Origin of the sequence: Lactobacillus sp. 3B(2020), assembly GCF_013487845.1 — a bacterium.
GTDB lineage: Bacteria > Bacillota > Bacilli > Lactobacillales > Lactobacillaceae > Limosilactobacillus > Limosilactobacillus alvi.
Genome location: NZ_CP047410.1, coordinates 1,152,414 through 1,171,845, shown reverse-complemented (window position 1 = coordinate 1,171,845; position 19,432 = coordinate 1,152,414). Strand labels below are relative to the sequence as shown.

At 42.5% G+C, this 19,432-nt stretch carries 15 protein-coding genes and 1 pseudogene; 14 read left to right on the top strand and 2 right to left on the bottom strand.

Features of this window, described 5'->3' with window-relative positions; all coding sequences use genetic code 11:
- Positions 1-492: 492 nt before the first annotated feature.
- The 4 genes and pseudogenes from GTO83_RS05760 (at position 493) to GTO83_RS05750 (ending at position 7,863) form a co-directional block, all read left to right on the top strand.
- Positions 493-1,251, top strand: coding sequence for a KxYKxGKxW signal peptide domain-containing protein (locus GTO83_RS05760; RefSeq protein ID WP_180869605.1), 759 nt, complete (start codon positions 493-495; stop codon positions 1,249-1,251).
- 24 nt (positions 1,252-1,275) lie between these two features.
- Positions 1,276-2,565, top strand: a pseudogene (locus GTO83_RS10970) (ZmpA/ZmpB/ZmpC family metallo-endopeptidase); the annotation flags it as partial.
- Complete coding sequence (locus GTO83_RS05755; protein WP_370524347.1) at positions 2,548-6,750, top strand: ZmpA/ZmpB/ZmpC family metallo-endopeptidase-related protein; 4,203 nt, start codon at positions 2,548-2,550, stop codon at positions 6,748-6,750. The pseudogene GTO83_RS10970 and the gene GTO83_RS05755, both read left to right, overlap by 18 nt.
- Positions 6,751-7,695: 945 nt before the next feature.
- Positions 7,696-7,863: a hypothetical protein gene (locus GTO83_RS05750; RefSeq protein ID WP_180869601.1), complete on the top strand. Its 168-nt coding sequence runs from the start codon at positions 7,696-7,698 to the stop codon at positions 7,861-7,863.
- A gap of 873 nt (positions 7,864-8,736) precedes the next feature.
- Here the strand turns inward: GTO83_RS05750 and GTO83_RS05745 are convergent.
- Positions 8,737-9,573, bottom strand: coding sequence for a phage integrase N-terminal SAM-like domain-containing protein (locus GTO83_RS05745; RefSeq protein ID WP_255463095.1), 837 nt, complete (start codon positions 9,571-9,573; stop codon positions 8,737-8,739).
- A gap of 146 nt (positions 9,574-9,719) precedes the next feature.
- Between GTO83_RS05745 and GTO83_RS05740 the strand changes: the two genes are divergently transcribed.
- Genes GTO83_RS05740 through GTO83_RS05725 form a run of 4 tightly spaced genes read left to right on the top strand, consistent with a single transcriptional unit; the run spans position 9,720 to position 14,324 of the window.
- On the top strand, positions 9,720-10,946 hold the full coding sequence (locus tag GTO83_RS05740) for a CCA tRNA nucleotidyltransferase (RefSeq protein ID WP_180869597.1): 1,227 nt from the start codon (positions 9,720-9,722) through the stop codon (positions 10,944-10,946).
- Positions 10,947-10,956: 10 nt separating this feature from the next.
- Positions 10,957-12,852 carry an ABC-F family ATP-binding cassette domain-containing protein gene (locus tag GTO83_RS05735; protein ID WP_180869595.1) on the top strand — a complete coding sequence of 632 codons (1,896 nt, stop codon included), beginning with the start codon at positions 10,957-10,959 and terminating at the stop codon, positions 12,850-12,852.
- A 12-nt stretch (positions 12,853-12,864) separates the two neighbouring features.
- Positions 12,865-13,827 carry a thymidylate synthase gene (locus tag GTO83_RS05730; RefSeq protein ID WP_180869593.1) on the top strand — a complete coding sequence of 321 codons (963 nt, stop codon included), beginning with the start codon at positions 12,865-12,867 and terminating at the stop codon, positions 13,825-13,827.
- An 11-nt stretch (positions 13,828-13,838) separates the two neighbouring features.
- Positions 13,839-14,324 (top strand): dihydrofolate reductase, encoded by a 486-nt coding sequence (locus GTO83_RS05725; protein ID WP_180869592.1) that lies wholly within the window; start codon positions 13,839-13,841, stop codon positions 14,322-14,324.
- Here GTO83_RS05725 and GTO83_RS05720 read toward each other — a convergent pair.
- On the bottom strand, positions 14,321-14,923 hold the full coding sequence (locus tag GTO83_RS05720) for a hemolysin III family protein (protein ID WP_180872140.1): 603 nt from the start codon (positions 14,921-14,923) through the stop codon (positions 14,321-14,323). The genes GTO83_RS05725 and GTO83_RS05720 overlap by 4 nt on opposite strands.
- A gap of 203 nt (positions 14,924-15,126) precedes the next feature.
- On the opposite strand from GTO83_RS05720, the gene GTO83_RS05715 reads away from it, so the two are divergent.
- The 6 genes from GTO83_RS05715 to GTO83_RS05690 all read left to right on the top strand — a co-directional run bounded on the left by GTO83_RS05715 (position 15,127) and on the right by GTO83_RS05690 (position 19,430).
- Positions 15,127-15,969: a DegV family protein gene (locus GTO83_RS05715; RefSeq protein ID WP_180869590.1), complete on the top strand. Its 843-nt coding sequence runs from the start codon at positions 15,127-15,129 to the stop codon at positions 15,967-15,969.
- 112 nt (positions 15,970-16,081) lie between these two features.
- A complete protein-coding gene (locus GTO83_RS05710) occupies positions 16,082-16,984 on the top strand; it encodes an SGNH/GDSL hydrolase family protein (RefSeq protein WP_305066876.1) in 903 nt (300 codons plus the stop codon).
- Positions 16,985-16,987: 3 nt separating this feature from the next.
- A complete protein-coding gene (locus GTO83_RS05705) occupies positions 16,988-17,566 on the top strand; it encodes a YpmS family protein (protein WP_180869588.1) in 579 nt (192 codons plus the stop codon).
- Positions 17,566-17,790 carry a YozE family protein gene (locus tag GTO83_RS05700; protein ID WP_180869586.1) on the top strand — a complete coding sequence of 75 codons (225 nt, stop codon included), beginning with the start codon at positions 17,566-17,568 and terminating at the stop codon, positions 17,788-17,790. The genes GTO83_RS05705 and GTO83_RS05700 overlap by 1 nt, the downstream gene beginning before the upstream one ends.
- 10 nt (positions 17,791-17,800) lie before the next feature.
- The gene (ylqF, locus tag GTO83_RS05695) at positions 17,801-18,667 is read left to right on the top strand and encodes a ribosome biogenesis GTPase YlqF (RefSeq protein ID WP_180869585.1); all 867 of its coding nucleotides are present in this window, start codon (positions 17,801-17,803) and stop codon (positions 18,665-18,667) included.
- Positions 18,660-19,430, top strand: a complete 771-nt coding sequence (locus GTO83_RS05690; RefSeq protein WP_180869583.1) for a ribonuclease HII — start codon at positions 18,660-18,662, stop codon at positions 19,428-19,430. The genes ylqF and GTO83_RS05690 overlap by 8 nt, the downstream gene beginning before the upstream one ends.
- The last annotated feature ends 2 nt before the right edge of the window (positions 19,431-19,432 follow it).

Sequence of the window (19,432 nt, the reverse complement as noted above, 5' to 3'; positions counted from 1 at the left end):
GAAGAGATGTTCTTTATGGAATGTAAAATGTGATAAAATAGAAATGCGATGAGATAGGCATTTGTTTCTTGTTTTCCCTACGCAAGTGGGGGTGTTGCTAGGAAGCAAGCCAGATTAATCGTTTAACAAAATTTTTCCCTACGTATGTGGGGGTATTATAATCGGATTGAGGATCGAAAATTCATTTAAATGATTTAAAAATTAATGACTATGATTAACCACTTAGCTTAATTGTTATATATTTAGCTGCGATGGAAACGACGGTAGGACCTTTGGCTAGCTTAGAGTAAAAAATTCTGGAGGCCGTTATAACCAGAAAGAGTCGCTCAGTTATTTGATCGGCTCTTTTTTTGCCACCAATTTTCAAATTAGACATTTTACCCCACCAGTTATTCTCCATAATTATTAAATTTTGCAATCGTTTTACTAGCTTTATTGGTACCTTTTAGGCGATAATTTAAACATACAAAATCTTCTAATGAGGTATTTCAAATGCTTAACCATTACAAGGAACACTATAAGTTATACAAATCGGGAAAACTATGGGTAACAGCCATGCTTGCGACCGGGGCACTGGTTACTACCACCACCGTCGCTAAGGCTGACACCATAACGAACTCACAAGCCGCCCAAACTCCAAATGCTGCAGTTGTGAATTCAGATGCTAATCGCGATGGCAAAACTTCAGCTACCAGTAATTATGCCCTTAGTGCTAGTGCGGTATCAGCCAATGATGAATCAAATGTTCAAACTGAAAAAGCCACAGCTAGTGACGGTACCACCACGGCCTTGAGTAGTAATCAGGTTCCTCAGTCTGAAAATCAGGCTTCAGCGACGCCAAATGGGCTTGTGAGTGCTCAACCCAGTCAAGCCTTGAAGGCCACCGCAAGCAACCACGCTCCCCAAGCTTTAAGCAGTGACCTAGAGCAAAAACTACTAGCCGTTACCACAAATGACTTACAAACGAAGTACCCCGTAAACACCGGAACCAATGTGGTCTTGAGCGATAACTGGTCCCAAATGAGTAATGACCAAAAAGTAGCCTTGGCCCAAGCGTTTTTAGGCAGTGATGACAGCATTGATCAGACAACGATTGATCCGACCGATTTAGCTATGACGCTGAATTACTTTGATCGCCTATACAACTTTACCATTGGGAGTGTCAACGTTCGGGATCTCATCTTGCGTGATCGGCGAAAAATTGGCAGTACCGCCACAGCTGCGGACCTGCTGGCGGCAATTCAATCCTAGGCCAATCAGACCAGCAAGCAATTACTTAGTGGAAACAATAGTGCCACCTTCTTTAACCAAAAGTTAGCGCCACTCCTGAATACCAAAGATTTACCAACCACGATTGAAGCGTGGATAGACCAATTTGATCCCCAATATCAAGGGAAATATAATCAGTGGTTTGCTGACACCTTTGCGGGTGTGGTGGTTGATACTGCCCCAATCGAATCATTAGCCGGGTTGGATTTTTCAGCCTGGGCGAATGCCAAACGAGTTAATAATGGCAACATTATTTTACCCCTGTTAACCAAGGGCAATGAACACACGTATCTTGCTGGGATTCCAATGCAACTGGTAGTTGGTTCAATGGCTAATTACACGAGTGACTTTAGTGCGGAGAGTAAAGCAAAATTTAAGCAAAAAATTCAAAATTGGGCGAGCGGAATGCGATCCTATTTCAATACCTGGACTAAGATCAACCCGCCATCTGTGAGTGCAATTAAGAGTAAAATTGGGATGTCAGTTGACTCTAACGGGAGCCAGACCGCCACAACCGCCACTGATCCCACAATTCGGAATTTTTATAATCTGGCAAACATTATTGTGCAAAGTAGTGCTTCGGCCTTTTCTAATGGGCGAGATCTATTTATCGTAAAGGCCCACCTTTTGGATAGCGGTCGTTTATATAGCCATGAATACACCCATGTGATTGACCAATCGGTGCTGATGAACGGCTTAGGTCGGCGGGCCAATGCCGGAGCTGAAACTTTTGCGATTGGGATGTTCGAGCAGTACTTTACGGATGGCAATTTAGATGTTAACTTGAGCGCCAACTTTGATAAAAGTAAATTAATCTCCACGAATTGGACCCCTGAACGGGTTAACTCACCCGAAAAATTCCAAGACTTTTATCATAAGCTATTTCAAGTTCTGGATCTGCTTGATTACTTACAAGGACAAGCCTTCCTCAAGCTTGATCAAACAACGCAAAGCTTTGTTGGCCGCCTTAATTCTGGAAATACACCGAGTTATGATCCTAATGATCCGGGGAAGGTCCGGGTCTTTGAACGGTTATCACCAGCGAAGTACGCGGGGATAATTCAGAAGCCAACCTCGCTGGCCGATTTGATCAATGATAAATTGGGGATGTATCCAGGAGAAGACCGGATAACGGCCGTTAAGCGCAATGACTACTCATCGCCAAGTATTTATGATGCCAACTGGTATGAAGGTCATTACGACGCGGGGGTTGCTGATTCATTGGCCGTACAGTATATGGCTTATCAAATGGCGGGTGAAGCCGGTTATCAAGATGGGATGTTAAAGGTTATCACCGGTAACCGCACTGATTTAGAATTACTGCGGGAAATCACTGGTGACCCGACCATGACCTTCGCCAAGTTTAAGGAACAACGTTATCAGGCTACGCAGGCGATGCTTGATAATCCATCCTTGGGCTTGGACGAGGAAGTGCTGATTAATAAATTTGTTCAAGCAATGCAGAACGATAAAAACAACCGGCAATTCAACAACCTGCCGGAAACTAATCAGCTCCGCCGGAATCTCTACTACATGCTTAAGCGGGTTACTAACGACTTTACCGGGGACTTAGTTAATAATTCATATCAAGTGACTGTTAATACGGCCCAAGAATTAATTAACGCCATAAATCAAGATCCCTATGCCGATATCGTGATCAAGCAAGATCTCGATTTTAGCCAAGTTAAGCCAAATTCGTCGGCTTATACAACTCTAGGGACTTTTAGTGGCCGCTTGGATGGACAAAACCATACGATTATCAATTTGAGCAAACCACTATTCAATAAATTGAGTTTGGCTTATGTGCAAAATCTAAACATTAATGATGGAAAAAGCGATGGTCAAGATGCATCGGCAAAATTAGTAGCGCAAGCAAAGCCAAGTGCTATTTTTGCCAACGTTTTATCGACTACCCAGATGCCAACGACCCAGCAAACATTTACGCTGAATTATGTTGATGTCGATAATGACAGTCAAGTGGTGCATACGACAACTGTCCGCGGCAAAGTTGGTGAAAAAGTCACTGTCCCAAATGAGGTACCAACGGGCTATGTGGCACTAGACCAAGTCCCAGCCGAGTATACTTTTACCAGTGACAAGCAGTCAGTTACGGTGCGGTTAAAACATGATACGAAGCAAAGTACTGATCAGCAGGACATCACCCGTAAGATTAACATTACCAATCCACAGACGGGTGAGGTGACCACGGAGCAACAGACCGTAACCTTGACCCGGCAGGGTACCACCGATTTAGTAACCGGTCACACGACATACGGCGATTGGAGTACCGGCAGGCTAGCGGCTTTCCAGGTACCAGCCTTCGTCGGCTATACGCCGGTAATTATGGTGAATGGACAAGTGGTTGAGGCGATTGATGAAGTTGCTGTTGATTACACCACCGCACCAATTACGGTGGCTGTGACTTACACGGCAATTGCTCAAGAAACTCCGCAAACAACGGAAATTCGTTATCTTGACGATGACCAGAATGGCCAACTGGTAAAAGTAACATCCTTGAAAGGGAAAGTTGATGAAACGGTTGCGGTGACAATTGATGTACCGACTAATTATCAATTAGTGGGCAACGTGCCAACTTCATACACTTTTAAAGCCACCGATAATCAACCGTTAGCGATCCACTTAACCCACAAGCACCAACAAGCGCAAGCAACTAAAACGATAACGCGCCAGCTGGAATTGCTAGATCCGCGGACGAATACCAAGACCCAGCAACAACAAAAGGTTACCTTAACCTTAACTAAGGATACTGACTTGGTAACGGGCAAGACTACTGAGGCTTGGACAACCGGAGAATGGCCGGCCTACCAAGTTCCCAAGCTTGATGGTTATACGGCTAACTTAGATCAAGTAGTAGCTTCAACGGTCGACCATACCATGGAAGATCAGACAGTTATGATCAGGTATGAAGCTAATCCGCAGACGAGTTACATTGAGTACATCGATAATGATCAAAGTGCACCGGCTAAGCCGGTTGTTTTGACGCTTCCTTTGTCAGGCGTAACGGGGCAAACCGTTGAAGTTCACTATCAGACGCCGACTAACTACATTGTCGAAAATCCGGCAGCTGCGGTTCCAACCTATACCTTTAGTACGCACAACCTCCCAATTAGGATTTACTTGAAACATCAAATTAGCGAAATTGTGAAGACAAAAGCGGTTACGCGGACCATTAACATTGCAATGCCCGACCAACAGCAACGGGTGGTTAAGCAAACCGTTACGTTTAAGCGAACTGATCATCAAGACTTAGTGACCAAAGTAACTACGGAAGGTGATTGGCAGGTTGATCAAGTAGCCGCATGGTCAGCTTACACCATTCCCGAAATTCCTGGCTATGAAGCCAACCTAACTTCGCTACCAGCGGTTGTGGTAACGCCGACGACTGCCGATCAGACGGTTAACGTGGCTTATCAGCTTAAGCAACAAACCGTTGAAGTTTGGTATCAAGATGTTGATAATGATAATTCAGTGGTGCGAGTAAATACCCTTCAAGGAACGATGGGTGAAACGGTTAAAGTTCCAATTAGTGTCCCAGCATACTTTGATTTAGTTGGAACCGTTCCAAGTACCTACACGTTTAAGCTTGAAAATAATGACCCAATTCGGATTCAGGTTAAGCACCACAAGCGGACTAAGCAAGTAGTCGGTGAAGCGACTCGAACGATTTATGTGAACTATCCGGATGGGCATCGTGATACGATCACTCAAGTTACGAATCCAAAGTGGACCGAAGTTTATGATGAAGCAACGGGACGCACAACGCAGGAGGACCGGCAAAATGGGGAATGGGCGGCCTTTCAAGCTCCTGAAATTCCAGGTTATGTTGCCTCCACGCCATTAATTCCGCAAGTGGCGGTCTTCCCCCAAGAAGGTGATGTCGTGGCAACTATCACTTACACGGCCGCCCCGCAGAGCGTCACCTTGGTTTACGTTGATGATCAAACTGGCAAGACCGTGCAGACCGAAAACTTGGCCGGTCAGACCGGGCAAGTAGTGGCAGTCAAAGTAAACATTCCAGAAAATTATCGTTACCAGGGTGGGGCACCGGATACCTATCTTTTAAAGGCGGAGAATAATGGGCCGATTATTATTCATTTACAACACCAAACGAAAGTTGTTTTAGAAACGCACGTTGCCAACCGGACAATTACGATTGTCTTCCCAGACGGGACAACTAACACGATGCAAGATCAACAGACAATTCAGCGGGAGAATGTTCAAGATCTGGTTACCGGAAAAGTTACGCCCGGACACTGGAGTAAAGCTAATTGGGCAGCTGTCACCATTCCCGTAGTAGCTGACTACACGGCTTCTCAAACAACAGTGCCGAGTGAAGCAATCTTGCCGACGACGCCGGATCAAGAAATTACCATTACCTACACGGCTAATCAAAAGCCACTCACGCACCAAGTGGTTACTGTCCAGTATCAAGATACGGTCACCGGAGTGATCATCAAAACGGCAGAACTCACAGGAAAAGTTGGGGAGACCGTTGCCATCTCCATTAATCTGCCACAAGGTTATCTAGTTCAAGGAACGGTGCCAACTAGTTATACCTTTACTGATCAAAATGAAGTGATCGTTATCAAGCTTGGTCACCAAACCCAGGCTAGTGCCGAGACTAAAACCGTTACCCGGACGATTAAGCTGACTTTCCCGGATCACCGTGAGCAAGCGGTCCCGCAAGTCGTCACCTTAACGCGGATCAAAACCACGGACCAGGTAACTGGTGAAGAAACGTTTGGACCGTGGAGTACGGCAACATGGACGGCCTACCAAATTCCAACAATACCTGGTTTTGCGCCTAGTTTGACCCAAGCACCAAAACAAGCGGTTACTGCGCTAACTGATAATCAAACCTTGTCAGTAACTTACCAAGCTATCCCGCAAGCAACAATCATCCAATATGTTGATCAAACTACGGGGGCGGTAATTGCGACGACTAGCTTAAACGGAAAGACTGGGGAAACGGTTGCGATTATGCCAAGCGCTCCAACGGGTTATCAGCTCGTCGGGACGGTGCCGGCAACTTACACTTTTAATGCTGCGGATAACCCAGCGGTAATGATCAAGGTAGCAGCTAAGGACCAGTCAGCAACCACTAACCCGAATGGTCAAGCCGCCCCAACTGATAATGCAACTACACCGGAACCAACGAAGCCAAATCAAGATGGGATGGCGCATCAGTCAGGGGTTGACCAAAAACAATCCGCAACGGGCAAGGGAGCTAACCAAATTGCGCAGAGCGCAGGGCAACCAGTTATGGATGCCACACCAGAGATAACGGGACTTGAAGTAAGTGATGATCTTGTAGCCGATCAGACTGGTAATTCAAAGCCAGTTAACGGCTTACCGCAAACGGGCAACAATCCCCAGGTTAAGCTTACCGTGGTTGGTTTGATCTTCGCCTCGCTGAGTGTGCTTCTTGGCTTCGGAAGAAAGCTAACCCGAAAACACTAACTAAAGTCACATGCTGTTAAGAACGACGCTATAATATTGGGTACTGATAGGGGTAAAATCCTAGCAGTACCTTTTATTTTAGGTTGAAATGAAAAAACAAATGAGATGCAGATGGAACGGGCTACAAATTGTCCTTTCCATAAATCTATGTGAATTGGAATAATTTATTTGCTGTATTTTGTGTTCTTTACAACTATGGTGAGTTCAGTTGTCATTGCAATCTGTTGGGTAATATCTCACCGGTAAAATAAAAAAAGCCTTGCAATAGCAAGACACAGCCAAAATGCACAGCAATACAAAACTAACACTGAGAGCAATCACGGTACCACGTGGTTGCTTTTTCTGTAAATACGATAGCGGCATTCTGAAATCAATTGTTTCACAATTAATGATTATATTATGTATCAATATAAATAGCTAAAAGCGTTGATATATCAACGAAAATAAACTAAGAGTTACGATCATTACATGATAATTCAAGCTGAACATCATTTTGAAAAGATTCATCGTAAGAAAACGAATAATAGCGAACGGAAAAAACTGTCAAATCAAGGGTTAATGAGCAAAATTATAAAAATAAGTAGAAATCACTATGGATCTTTATATGTTAATAAGGTATAATAAACGGCGTAGATGAGATGAGGAGTCGCGACCTTATCAATAAGCTACAGCGTTCCGGAAGTGATTCCCTAAATCCGGAAAGGGGATGATCTGATGGATAATGAGAATCTCCGGAAAGAGGTTGCCGATTATCGCACTGACAATTTGGCTATTGTCGGTAGCTGCGATTAACTTCGCAAAAGCTTACGCGATAATAAAAAAAGCTAATCGCAAGTAGCGACTAGCTGGCAAATCTATTTCCGGAACGCAAAGGGACGAGAGGTTAGCGGCTCTTGTCCTTTTGCATATACAGTATACCATATTAACAAAGAAAGGTCGATAATCTTGGTTAGCAATGCACAGAAGCGAGCAAAGAAGAAGTGGGACGATAAGAATAAGGATAAGAACCGTATATATCGTTACCGCTCATACGCTCGTAAATTTATCCGTGACTTAGCTACTGATGACGACTTAAAAGAGCTACGCAAGATGATTGATGAAAGACTGAGCTAAATAATATTCTATTAGCGAGGGAGGGATTGCCATGTATGATGTATTTGAGGTTGTTAAGAAGTTTTAGGCGAAACTGTACAAAAAGCCTTCATTGACGCTGATTTTCCCATCCGAGATGTTTTTTGTAAAGCCCAGCACAAGCTTCTTGTGGAGCTAAACAAGGACGGATTTATCTGGATGAAGCAACAAGTAGACCACTTGGCCAATTAGTAAAAAATTTAAGACTCTAAAAGTGCGTATATACCGACTGCCCCAAAACCTTGACAGATACAAGCCAACTTGTCTGCGTGAATGGTTGGCTTTTTTGAGCCAATTTTCCACAATCAAAGTTCTAAAGTAAAAGTAACCTATTGTAGCTTCGAAAAAGTTAGACCTGTACAAACTGCCGATATATTGGCTAATCTTTGTTACTTCTTTGTTCACCAACCTGGTTGTAGTTTGAATTACTTTAGGAAAAGGAATAATTGTATATTTAAAAGGTTACCAGGTGACATTTTGAATGATCTCCATTATGATATAGGTGCGGGTAGTTGTATACTACACCGAGTAAAATCCTACAGTGATAGAAATATTAAGCGTACTTCTAAGTACGTCACTAGGATTTGGAAGAGCCAAGTAGCTCTTTTTTGTCTACATAGACTGACATTGATAAAAGTTATTAAGCACACAAATGAGTGTGCTAACCTTACTAGCGAACTCCTCGATTGAGGAGTTCTTTTATTAATGTCTTTAGACCTAGTTGAGTGCGTGAGCGGAGCGAGTGCACGAAACGAAAGAGAGGTTGGGAAAAAAGCTCCTTGACGGCCTGGTTGGGATAAGAAGGACGAAGGTTGATTCATTAGAATCGGCCTCTCTATGATTGTAGACTCATTTTTATTCTTGGACACGCCCTTGAGCTTTTAAAATAATGTGTTGGTGTTGGTAATAATTAAGTGCGGTTGGGTCAAGATGAAGTTTTGCCTCTAATTCCCGTTCGCTGAGCTTTGGCTGGGTTTCGAGAATATAGTATACATAACTTTGAAAAAGAAAGCGGGGCGCTAAGCGCATCCCTAATTCTGCTTCAGCGGGTTTTAAAAATTTATGCAAGCCAGCATTACTAAGGCGCGGCTGGGCTTGGTTGACGCGGAGTTTTAAAAAAGGATCATGGCAAGCCTGCTTTTCGGCTAATGGTTGCCAAAAAGCTTTAAATGCAACTAAGAAGTCTCTTTCTGCTTTGGTCCGGCCATCCAATTTGGCAAAGGTTTCGCCAAATCCTGGTTGTAAGAATTCACTAACTTGATAACCATGAGCAGTTAGCAAGAGGGTTAGCCGCACATAAAAATGGAGTTCATCATTGGCTAAGAGATCATCTAGATGTTTAATCCATCGAATTGTTAATGGTTGTTCAACTTTTGGTAAGGCTCCGTGGAGGGGAAGGGTTGGGTAAGTAGTAATCAACTGGTGCATTAGCAGGTAACGAAAGTAACGATTTAAATAAGAAAGAAGTTTGTTATAAGTACTGAGGGTAATGCCGATTTCGGCTTGAAGAGCATTGAAAAAAGCCCGTAAATCGGCTTCCGTAATTTCTTTGACGTTAGGTTCATCATCTTTTTGGTCGGCTAGAAAAGCAAAGAAGCGCGTTAAATTATCGTGATAACCCTGAATTGTGGAGGGCGCTAGTCCTTGCTCACGTAAATTAGCTTCAAAGGCAGTTTGGTAAGGGTAATCCATCATTATCATTCCTTTAGTAGTTATCAAATATTTACTTTAACTTTATCACAACATAAAAACTAAACCAAGAAATTTAAGCAAACCAGCCAAATATGTTGATAAAATTTGGTAAAATGAAACAGATACGAAAAAGAAGGATGATTAAAATGCCAAGTGAAAGTTTTCGGGTTCAACATTTACCAGCGATTTTTGAACCAGCCCGTCCAATCTTAGCAACGATTGAAAAGGCTGGCTTTGAAGCTTATTTTGTTGGTGGATGTGTGCGCGATACCATCTTAAATGATCCAATCCACGATATTGATATTGCCACTTCAGCATATCCAGCAGAAGTAAAACAGCTTTTTAAACGGACAGTTGATACCGGAATCGAGCACGGAACGGTGATGATTCTAGATCATGGGACTGGTTATGAAACGACAACTTTTCGAACAGAATCGGGATACCAAGATTATCGGCGTCCAGATTCCGTAACTTTTGTTCGTTCGCTCGAAGAAGATCTGAAACGGCGGGACTTCACGATAAATGCTTTAGCAATGAAAGAAAATGGTGCGGTTGTTGACTTATTCGATGGTCAAGGTGATTTGAAACGACATTTGATCCGAGCAGTCGGTGATCCAAATGAGCGTTTCTTAGAAGATGCTCTTCGGATGATGCGGGCGGTTCGTTTTGCTAGTAAATTAGATTTTACAATTGATCCGCAAACGCTTGCTGGGATTAAGGATCATGCTCCGCTATTAGCGAAGATTGCCGTTGAACGGGTCCAAGTGGAATTTGAAAAACTGCTATTGGGGCAAAATCCAGCTCGGGGGTTAGCCGGGTTAATTTCAACCGGCCTTTATCAATATTGTCCGGGATTGAAAGATCACCAAATAGCCTTAGAAAAGCTTGAAGCCGCTAATTGGCCACTGCAATCGAGTGCCGGGGCATGGACAGTTTTAACTTGGACCCTTGGCTTAAATTCTCAAACGGTAGGTAAATTTTTAAAGGCTTGGAAACTCTCTAATCAAATGATTAAGGCTGTTCAAAAAAGCCTGAAACTCTTAGCGGCGATTGCCGGTGATCAAGTTGATAATTTGGCTTTGTTCAATGCCGGTAAAGCAGCACTTGATACCGCGCTGGAAGCTGCCAAAGTCTTAAAAATTCCAGTCGATGCAGTTCAACTTCAAAAAGAGTATCAAACCCTACCAATTCAAGACTCCCACCAATTAGCAATTAACGGTAAGATGCTAATTGATGATGGGGTAGTGAAACCTGGACCGACGATGGGAAAATTATTACAACGCCTTCAAACAGCGGTTATTATGGGAACGGTTGAAAATAATTTAGCTGATTTAACATCAGCAGCCAAGAAATTTACAGAAGAAATGGAGTAACGTTATACCAATGCGAACTTTTCGAGCAGACAACTTAACGAGTACTTATGGTGAAAAAACGCTCTTTAAGGACATTTCCTTAATGATCAATGAACATGATCGAATTGGTTTGATTGGGACCAACGGGAGTGGAAAAACTAGTTTATTAAATGTTTTAGCTGGTTTAACCAGTGCTGACCATGGAGAAATCACTAAGCCAAATGATTATACAATTGGCTACTTGAAACAAACACCAGAATTAGATGATAATAAGCAAATTATTGAGGCGGTTTTAAGTGGGGAACAACCAATGTTTCAGACCATTCGCCAGTACGAACAAGCTTTGGCAACTTATAGTCAACATCCCGAAGACCCCCAAGCCGCTGATCGATTTACCAAACTACAAGGAATCATGGACACCCAAGACCTTTGGGAGGCGGATAGCCAAGTCAAGACAATTTTGACGAAGTTAATGATTGACGATTGGAGTCAAAAGATTGGGCAGCTTTCTGGAGGTCAAAAGAAACGGGTTGGCCTAGCCCAGATTTTAATTCAACAACCAGACTTATTAATGCTTGATGAACCTACCAATCACTTGGATCTTTCTTCAATTGTGTGGTTGCAAGATTACTTAGCATCATACAAAGGAGCTGTTCTCGTGGTTACTCACGATCGTTACTTCCTTGATAACGTCACTAACCATATTTGGGAACTTTCCTTTGGCCGGCTTTTCCATTACGACGGGAATTATCAAGCCTTTGTTCAACAAAAAGCAGAACGGGTTGAATTAGAAGGTGAAGCTGAGAAAAAACGGCAATCTTTATACAAACATGAACTTGAATGGATGCGTCATGGTGCCAAGGCCCGGAGTACAAAACAAAAGGGGCGGATTAACCGTTTCAACGAACTAAAGAATTCAATTGGGAAGGTCCAGGTTGATCAGGACGTTAATATTTCGCTCGGTGCCGCCCGGTTAGGGAAAGATGTGCTTGAAATTAAAGATGGTAGTTTAGCATACGACGATCATCAGATTCTGAAAAACTTTAATTGGTTAATCCAAGGTGGTGATCGGATTGGAATTACTGGTCAAAATGGAGCCGGGAAAACGAGCCTTTTGAATGTTTTAGCTGGTCGCCAAAAACTAGATCAAGGAATTTTGAAGGTTGGGGAAACCGTCAAGATTGGTTATTATACGCAACAGACTGAAGGAATCGACCAAGATAAAAGGGTCATTAATTACCTAAGTGAAGTCGCCGAATCAGTGGTTAACCAAGCCGGGGAACGGATTAGTGTTGCTAATTTATTGGAACAATTTCTTTTTCCTCGGTTTATGCATGGAACCTTAATCCGTAAACTTTCTGGTGGTGAACAACGGCGGCTTTACCTTTTGAAGATTCTGATGCAATCGCCAAATGTGCTTTTACTCGACGAACCCACCAACGATCTTGATATCTCAACATTAACGGTTCTCGAAAATTATCTTGATCAATTTCCTGGAACGGTGATTACCGTTTCTCACGACCGCTACTTCTTAAATCGGGTTGCTGATCAACTCTTGATTTTCAAGGGAAATGCCGCCATTGAACGGTATACGGGTAGATTTACGGATTATCTTGATCAAGAAGCGGCAAAAGAGCATTCTGAAAGTTCAAAGCCAAAGGAAAGTAAATCAGCTAGTTCCAAGGAGCAAGACCAAGCACCAGCTGAAAAGAAAAAGTTAACCTACGCCGAACAACTCGAGTGGGAGAAGATCGATGGTGAGCTAGAAGCTTTAGACGAAAAACGGCAAGCGATCGAAAGTGAAATGAATACCAGTGGCGATAATTACGAAAAATTAGCAAAGTTACAAAAGCAATTAAACGAAGTCAATACGCAATATGACGAAAAGACAGCCCGTTGGGAATATCTCAGTAATTATGTTGACTAGGAGGAAGAAAAAATGGTAGTAAACGAAAATGAACAACAATATCTTGATTTAGCTCGCTATGTTCTGGAGCATGGTCATGAAAAGGGAGACCGGACGGGGACAGGGACGCGCTCGATTTTTGGTTACCAAATGCGTTTTGACTTACAAAAGGGTTTTCCAATTTTAACTACCAAAAAGGTTGCTTTTGGGTTGGTTAAGAGTGAACTTCTTTGGTTCCTTCGTGGTGATACTAATATTCGCTTCCTTCTGCAACACAAAAACCACATCTGGGATGAATGGGCTTTTAAAAAGTGGGTTGAAAGTGACGAATATCATGGTCCAGACATGACTGATTTTGGTCATCGGTGGTTAGTTGATCCAGAATTTAAGAAGCTTTATCTAGCTGAAAAGAAGGCTTTTTGTGAACGGATTCTTAATGATGATGAATTTGCGCAAAAGTACGGAGACCTTGGTAATGTTTACGGGGGTCAATGGCGACATTGGCAAACCAGGCAGGGAGAAACCATCGACCAAATTAAGCACGTGATCGAAGCCATCAAGACAACGCCGAATTCACGGCGGTTGATTGTGACAGCTTGGAATCCAGAAGACGTTCCTTCAGCAGCATTACCCCCATGTCACACCTTATTCCAGTTTTATGTAAATGATGGGAAGCTTTCTTGTCAGCTCTATCAACGAAGTGCTGATATTTTTCTTGGAGTACCATTTAACATTGCTTCTTACGCCCTTTTGACCCAATTAATCGCTAAGGAATGTAACCTTGAAGTTGGGGAATTTGTGCATACTTTGGGGGATGCTCATATTTACTCCAACCACTTTGAACAAGTTAAGGAACAACTTAGTCGACCAATTCATGCGGCACCAAAATTGGTTTTGCCTACCAAAACAAAACCACTGGAAGAGTATGATCCTGCCGATATTAAGTTAGCGGATTATGAACATGAAGGCCCAATTAAGGCCCCAGTTGCTGTATAGAGGGAAAACAAATGAAACTTTCATTAATTTGGGCCGAAGATGAGATGGGGTGGATCGGTAAAGATCAAACGATGCCCTGGCATCTTTCGGCGGATCTTAAGCATTTTAAGCAAGTGACGATGGGTCATCCGATCATCATGGGAAGAACAACCTTTGCTTCTCTTGGTGACCGGCCCCTTCCAAAACGGACTAACGTTGTTTTGACTCATCAGGAGCTTAGCGTACCTGGCGTAGTGGTTGTCCATTCACTCGAAGCTCTTAAAGAATGGCTAGCAAAGCAAACGGATGAGGAGGCGTTTGTTATTGGTGGGGCCCGGATTTATGACCAGTTAATGCCGTTAGCGGACCGCCTCTATCGAACGGTCATTAAAGGGGATCATCAAGGTGATACCAAGATGGCCTTAGTTGATTATAAAAAATTCGATTGTATTGAAAAAACGGCTCCTCAAATAGAAGGGGAAACCGTTTATTGGTTTGAAATTTGGCAACGTCATTAAACGTACAGCAAAATAGTAAAATAGATGCATGCTGAGCCAGCGATGACAAAGAAATGCCAGATAAAATGGGCTGAGGAGATTTTAAAGAGGTAAACTCCTGCGCCAAGGGTGTAAATAATCCCGCCAGTAAGTAAGAGGTAAAAACCGGGGTGAGGAAGAGTGTGCCATAAAATTGGAAAACAGGTGACGCAAACCCAACCCATTAAAACGTAGACAATGGTGGACCACACACTTTTCTGTTTTAACCAAATACTCTTATAAACCACACCGGCAATTGCCAGTGCCCATTCAAAGCCAAAAAGCGTCCACCCTTGCCATCCGCCGATGGTAACCAAGCTAATTGGAGTGTATGAAGCCGCAATGAGCAAAAAGATCATCGCATGGTCAAATACCCTAAAAACATGCCGGGCCCGTGTATAAATTAGAGAATGAAATAAAGTTGAAGATAAGAAAAAGAGGACTAAAATACTACCGTAAATAGCATCGGTTACGATTCGCATTGCTTGGCCAAGGTGAGCAGCATGAACCATTAACACAACAAGTCCAGCGATTGCAAGTCCAGTTGCTACCCCATGTGAAATAGCATTGCCAATCTCCATCGGTAACGAAAGTTCTGTTTCCTCAGTTTTCACTATCGGAACCCTCCTTGATAAAATTAAAATGAATTTTGAACTCAGATTTGATATACTAGAATCAACTCGCGGTATGATTGAATTTGATAAATGGTTCTAAAGAATCTAAGATCTAGTTTTGAAAACCATATTCATTATACCAAAATCTGGAGGAAGTGTGGTATCTTCTTATGGCAAAGATTAAAATTGCTTGTGATTCATCGGCCGGTTTGACTGATGAGGAGATTCAAAAATACGGGATTACAATTATTCCGCTTTCAGTAATGATTGATGGGACAGTTTATGTCGAACGAGAAACAATTACGAATGAGCAGTTCCCTGAAATGATGAAAAACGCAAAGTCACTCCCAAAAACTTCGCAACCACCAATTGGCAAATTTGTTGATACTTTTGATGAATTGGGGGCTGACGGCAGTGAAGTTCTCTGCGTTACCATGATGGAATCAATTTCCGGAACGGTCCATGCAGCTGAACAAGCTACGCAGATGACAAAAACGAAGGTGACGGTGGTTGATTGTCACACAACCGATCGGTGTATGGCCTTTCAAATTTTAGCAGCTGCGAAGGTAATTGAAAACGGTGGAACCGTTGAAGATGCAGTTGTAAAGATGAAAGAAGTTTATGATCATTCCAAGCTTTACCTAGCAATTGATAATTTGGATAATTTAGTTGCTGGTGGTCGCATTAACAAGTTTGCTGGCACCCTTTCAAGTCTTCTAAATATTAAGTTGATGCTTGAAGTTTATGGCGGTGAAATTCACGTTGCAATGAAGGGACGGGGAATTAAAGCCATCCATAAAGAGTGGGCCAAGATTCTTGACCAGATGAAGGGTAAGAAAGTTAAGGGAATCGGGATTTCGCATGTCCAAGCTGATAGTGAGGTTAACCGTCTCCTCGGGCAGCTAAAGGAATTATTCCCAAATGTCCCAGTTGTAGTCCGGGAAACGGTGCCGATTATTGCAACTCATACTGGAATGGGAGCTTGTTGCCTGCTTTACTATACTGAAGATTAATGTATTTCTAAAAGCCGTTCATGGTTAGGAGTGATCCTAATTGAGAACGGCTTTAGTTCGCTTAATGACTTATGTTAGAATAAAAACCATTACAAATGCGGAGGGTGCAATTGTGCTGAAAAAACAATGGTGGTTAATTGTTTTTCTGATCATCGGTATTTTAGGGGCCCTAACGGCTTGTAGTCAGCAAACTAATTCCAAGCCAGCTCCTCGAGTTCCCAAAAAGACGATTCATTTGGTGGCCCTTGGAGATTCTTTAACTTATGGGGTTGGTGATCAACAAAATAACGGTGGTTACGTTGGACAAATCAAAACACGGCTTCAAAATCATCTTCATAACCAAGTAGTAACCAGTAACTACGGGGTTAGTGGCGATCGTTCGGACCAAATCCTCCGGCGACTAGATCAACAAACTCAATTTCAAAAGGATGTGAAGCAAGCAGACGTAATTGTAATGACGGTTGGGGGAAATGATTTACTTCAAACTTTGGAAAAGGAACTGTTAGTCAATTCCCAGCCGAAGTTGCAGACTGCAATTGATAAAGCAGGAAATACCTACCAAACTAAACTAATTAAGTTGCTCCGGACAATTCGGCAAAATAACCCCCAAGCCCCATTATTTGTCTTTAGCATTTACGATCCGGTTTATACCTATTTTCCAACGGTAACCGCAATTAATGATTCAATTGAAAAGTGGAATCAAATTACTAAGGCAACGCTTGCAAAGTACCCGCAAACCTACTTTGTTGATATTAATCATCAACTATCATACGGTCAGTATCAAACGAAAGCTAGCCGCGAAAAACTAGTGAAGGCCGCTAATCAAGCTAATCGAAGTTCGATCAGTCAGGCGGAAGTGGTGAAAATCATGGATGGTAAAGGGAAAAATTTGAATCGTTATATTTCAACGGCTGATAACTTTCACCCAAATCACGCAGGATACCGGTTGATGACAAAGGCCCTTTACCAAAAAATGTTAAAACATAATGATTTTATGTACCAAGAGAGGAAATAATTGATGAATAAGTGGAAAGTAGCCTTTTTTGCACTATTAGCGCTAATTGTCGTTAGCTTTGGTAGCCTATATGTCAAAGCAACAGCGCCAACGAACGTCTCAACAGAGCTGAAAGCTCCAACAACAAAAGCGCCGACTTTAGATGTTACGATGAACCGCGCTCAGGTAAATGCACTTTCGGCCAATTACTTGAACCGGTTTTTAAAAAATAGCCGGATTAAGTACCGCTTTGTGGTGGGAGCAAAGTATGCTACGGTAATTGGCACAACCAAAGTTCTTGGGGCCAAAGTTCAGTTTGCAATGAATTTTGTGCCGGAAAAAACGGATGCTGGAAATATTTTGCTAAGAGCAAAGGGGTTAACCGTTGGGCGATTAAATTTACCACTAAAGTTTGTCTTGGCCTACGTTAAAAAGAACTACGATTTACCAAAGTGGGTTTCGATTAATCAAAAGAAGCAAACGATTTTACTTGATTTAAACCGTTATAGTCAGCACCAAAGTGTGCGGTACACGGCTCAAAAACTCAATATGCAAGCAGGAAAATTTGTTTTCCGGATCACAATCCCAAAGGGGGATAAATAATGTATCGAGAAAGTTTTTATCAGTTTTTAATGACCCAACGAAACCCAGATGGTGCAGATGAGGTCGAACAATTTGCTAACAATGCTTTTTTTGACTCGGCCTTTCCCAAACAATCGCAAGATTTTGATGAGCTTTCCCATTACTTAGAGGAAAACGCCGACTACTTGCCAGCGATGACGATTTTTGATACTGCTTGGCAACGCTATCTAGAAAAAATGAATTAGGAGGTTTGAAATGGCTACTATTCAATGGTTTCCAGGTCATATGGCAAAGGCGCTTCGTCAAATCAAAGAACAACTTCCATTAGTTGATATTGTCTTTGAGTTAGTTGATGCAAGGGTACCATACTCATCGCAAAATCCGGAAGTTCACCGCTTGGCAGGGAATAAACCGCGTCTGTTAATCATGACGAAAACAGATCTGGCCGATCCTAAAGTGGTTACCCAATGGCAAAACTTTTTTGCAAAGCGGGGCCAAGTAGTTTTAGCTCTTGATTCACGTGAACGCCAAGTTGCTAAAAAGGTGACAAATGCGGCAAAAGAAATTTTAAAAGATCAATTAGCGATAGAAGCTGAAAAGGGATTGAAAAAGCGGGCTATTCGAGCAATGTGTGTTGGGGTTCCCAATGTTGGAAAATCAACCTTGCTTAATCATTTAGTGAAGAAAAATGTTGCTCAAACAGGGAATCGTCCTGGAGTAACGACTGGGCAACAATGGCTCCGTTCTTCTGCTGAATTGGAACTTTTGGATACACCAGGCGTTTTATGGCCAAAGTTTGCGAGTCAAAAGCAAGGGACGATGCTAGCGCTTTCAGGTGCAATTAAAGATAGCCTTTATCCTAAAGATGATGTTGCTTTATTTGCCTTAGCATACCTTAAGGAAGAACGATCAGCAGAACTAAAGACCCGTTATCGGCTTTCAGATGATGACTTGGCCCAACCAGACCCAGAGTTATTACTTATCATCACCCAAAAGCTGGGTTTCCGGGATGATTATGATCGGGCGAGTGAACGAATCATTTTTGACTTACGGAAAGGGAAGTTAGGGTTAATTTCGCTTGAAAAGCCAGCCGATTTAAATACGGAGGGAATCAATGAGTAAACAGTCGGTTGCTGAAATTAAAGTTAACTTGAAAAACGTTAACTCAATGGATGATCCCTATATCATCAGCCTAAAAAACGATCCACGAAAAGGGGTTCAAAACGCCATTAAGCAAAGAGAGAAGCAACTTGCTCGTTTAGTCGCGGCCAAAGTTGCCTTTGAAAAACGGTTTCAGTTTGAACGTCCTTTATGGCAAGCTGGACACCAATATGTGGCAGGGATTGATGAGGTGGGGAGGGGACCACTAGCCGGTCCCGTTGTAACCTGTGCGGTTATTCTGAAGCCTGACTTTGATTTAATCGGGGTGACTGATTCTAAGCAATTAACTCGCAAAGAACGGGAAGAATTGTATTTGCATATTGTCGATGAAGCACTCGAAGTCAGTATTGCGGTTAATTCAGCGCGACGAATTGATGAGACGAATATTTATCAAGCCACCCAAGAAGCAATGATTAGAGCGGTGAAGACGATGATTCATCAACCAACTCATTTAATCGTTGATGCGGTTCCTTTAGCGATCCCAATTCCGCAAACTACCCTAATTAAAGGGGATCAAAAGAGCATTAGTGTGGCTGCAGCAAGTATAGTTGCAAAAGAATACCGGGATCATTTAATGGCTGAGTATGCTCAGCTTTATCCTGGATATGGTTTTGCGGAAAATATGGGATATGGAACGGCCGGGCATATAACAGGGTTACAAAAATTCGGTCCATGTCCCATTCATCGCTTAACTTTTAATCCGGTTTCAAAATATCAAAAATAATT

Coding starts and splice junctions, on each gene's coding strand:
- GTO83_RS05715 (WP_180869590.1), top strand. CDS start 15,127: ATGGCAAAGATTAAAATTGCTTGTGATTCATCGGCCGGTTTGACTGAT.
- GTO83_RS05730 (WP_180869593.1), top strand. CDS start 12,865: ATGGTAGTAAACGAAAATGAACAACAATATCTTGATTTAGCTCGCTAT.
- GTO83_RS05690 (WP_180869583.1), top strand. CDS start 18,660: ATGAGTAAACAGTCGGTTGCTGAAATTAAAGTTAACTTGAAAAACGTT.
- GTO83_RS05740 (WP_180869597.1), top strand. CDS start 9,720: ATGCCAAGTGAAAGTTTTCGGGTTCAACATTTACCAGCGATTTTTGAA.
- GTO83_RS05735 (WP_180869595.1), top strand. CDS start 10,957: ATGCGAACTTTTCGAGCAGACAACTTAACGAGTACTTATGGTGAAAAA.
- GTO83_RS05725 (WP_180869592.1), top strand. CDS start 13,839: ATGAAACTTTCATTAATTTGGGCCGAAGATGAGATGGGGTGGATCGGT.
- ylqF (WP_180869585.1), top strand. CDS start 17,801: ATGGCTACTATTCAATGGTTTCCAGGTCATATGGCAAAGGCGCTTCGT.
- GTO83_RS05700 (WP_180869586.1), top strand. CDS start 17,566: ATGTATCGAGAAAGTTTTTATCAGTTTTTAATGACCCAACGAAACCCA.
- GTO83_RS05760 (WP_180869605.1), top strand. CDS start 493: ATGCTTAACCATTACAAGGAACACTATAAGTTATACAAATCGGGAAAA.
- GTO83_RS05720 (WP_180872140.1), bottom strand. CDS start 14,923: ATGGAGATTGGCAATGCTATTTCACATGGGGTAGCAACTGGACTTGCA.
- GTO83_RS05755 (WP_370524347.1), top strand. CDS start 2,548: ATGTTAAAGGTTATCACCGGTAACCGCACTGATTTAGAATTACTGCGG.
- GTO83_RS05745 (WP_255463095.1), bottom strand. CDS start 9,573: ATGGATTACCCTTACCAAACTGCCTTTGAAGCTAATTTACGTGAGCAA.
- GTO83_RS05705 (WP_180869588.1), top strand. CDS start 16,988: ATGAATAAGTGGAAAGTAGCCTTTTTTGCACTATTAGCGCTAATTGTC.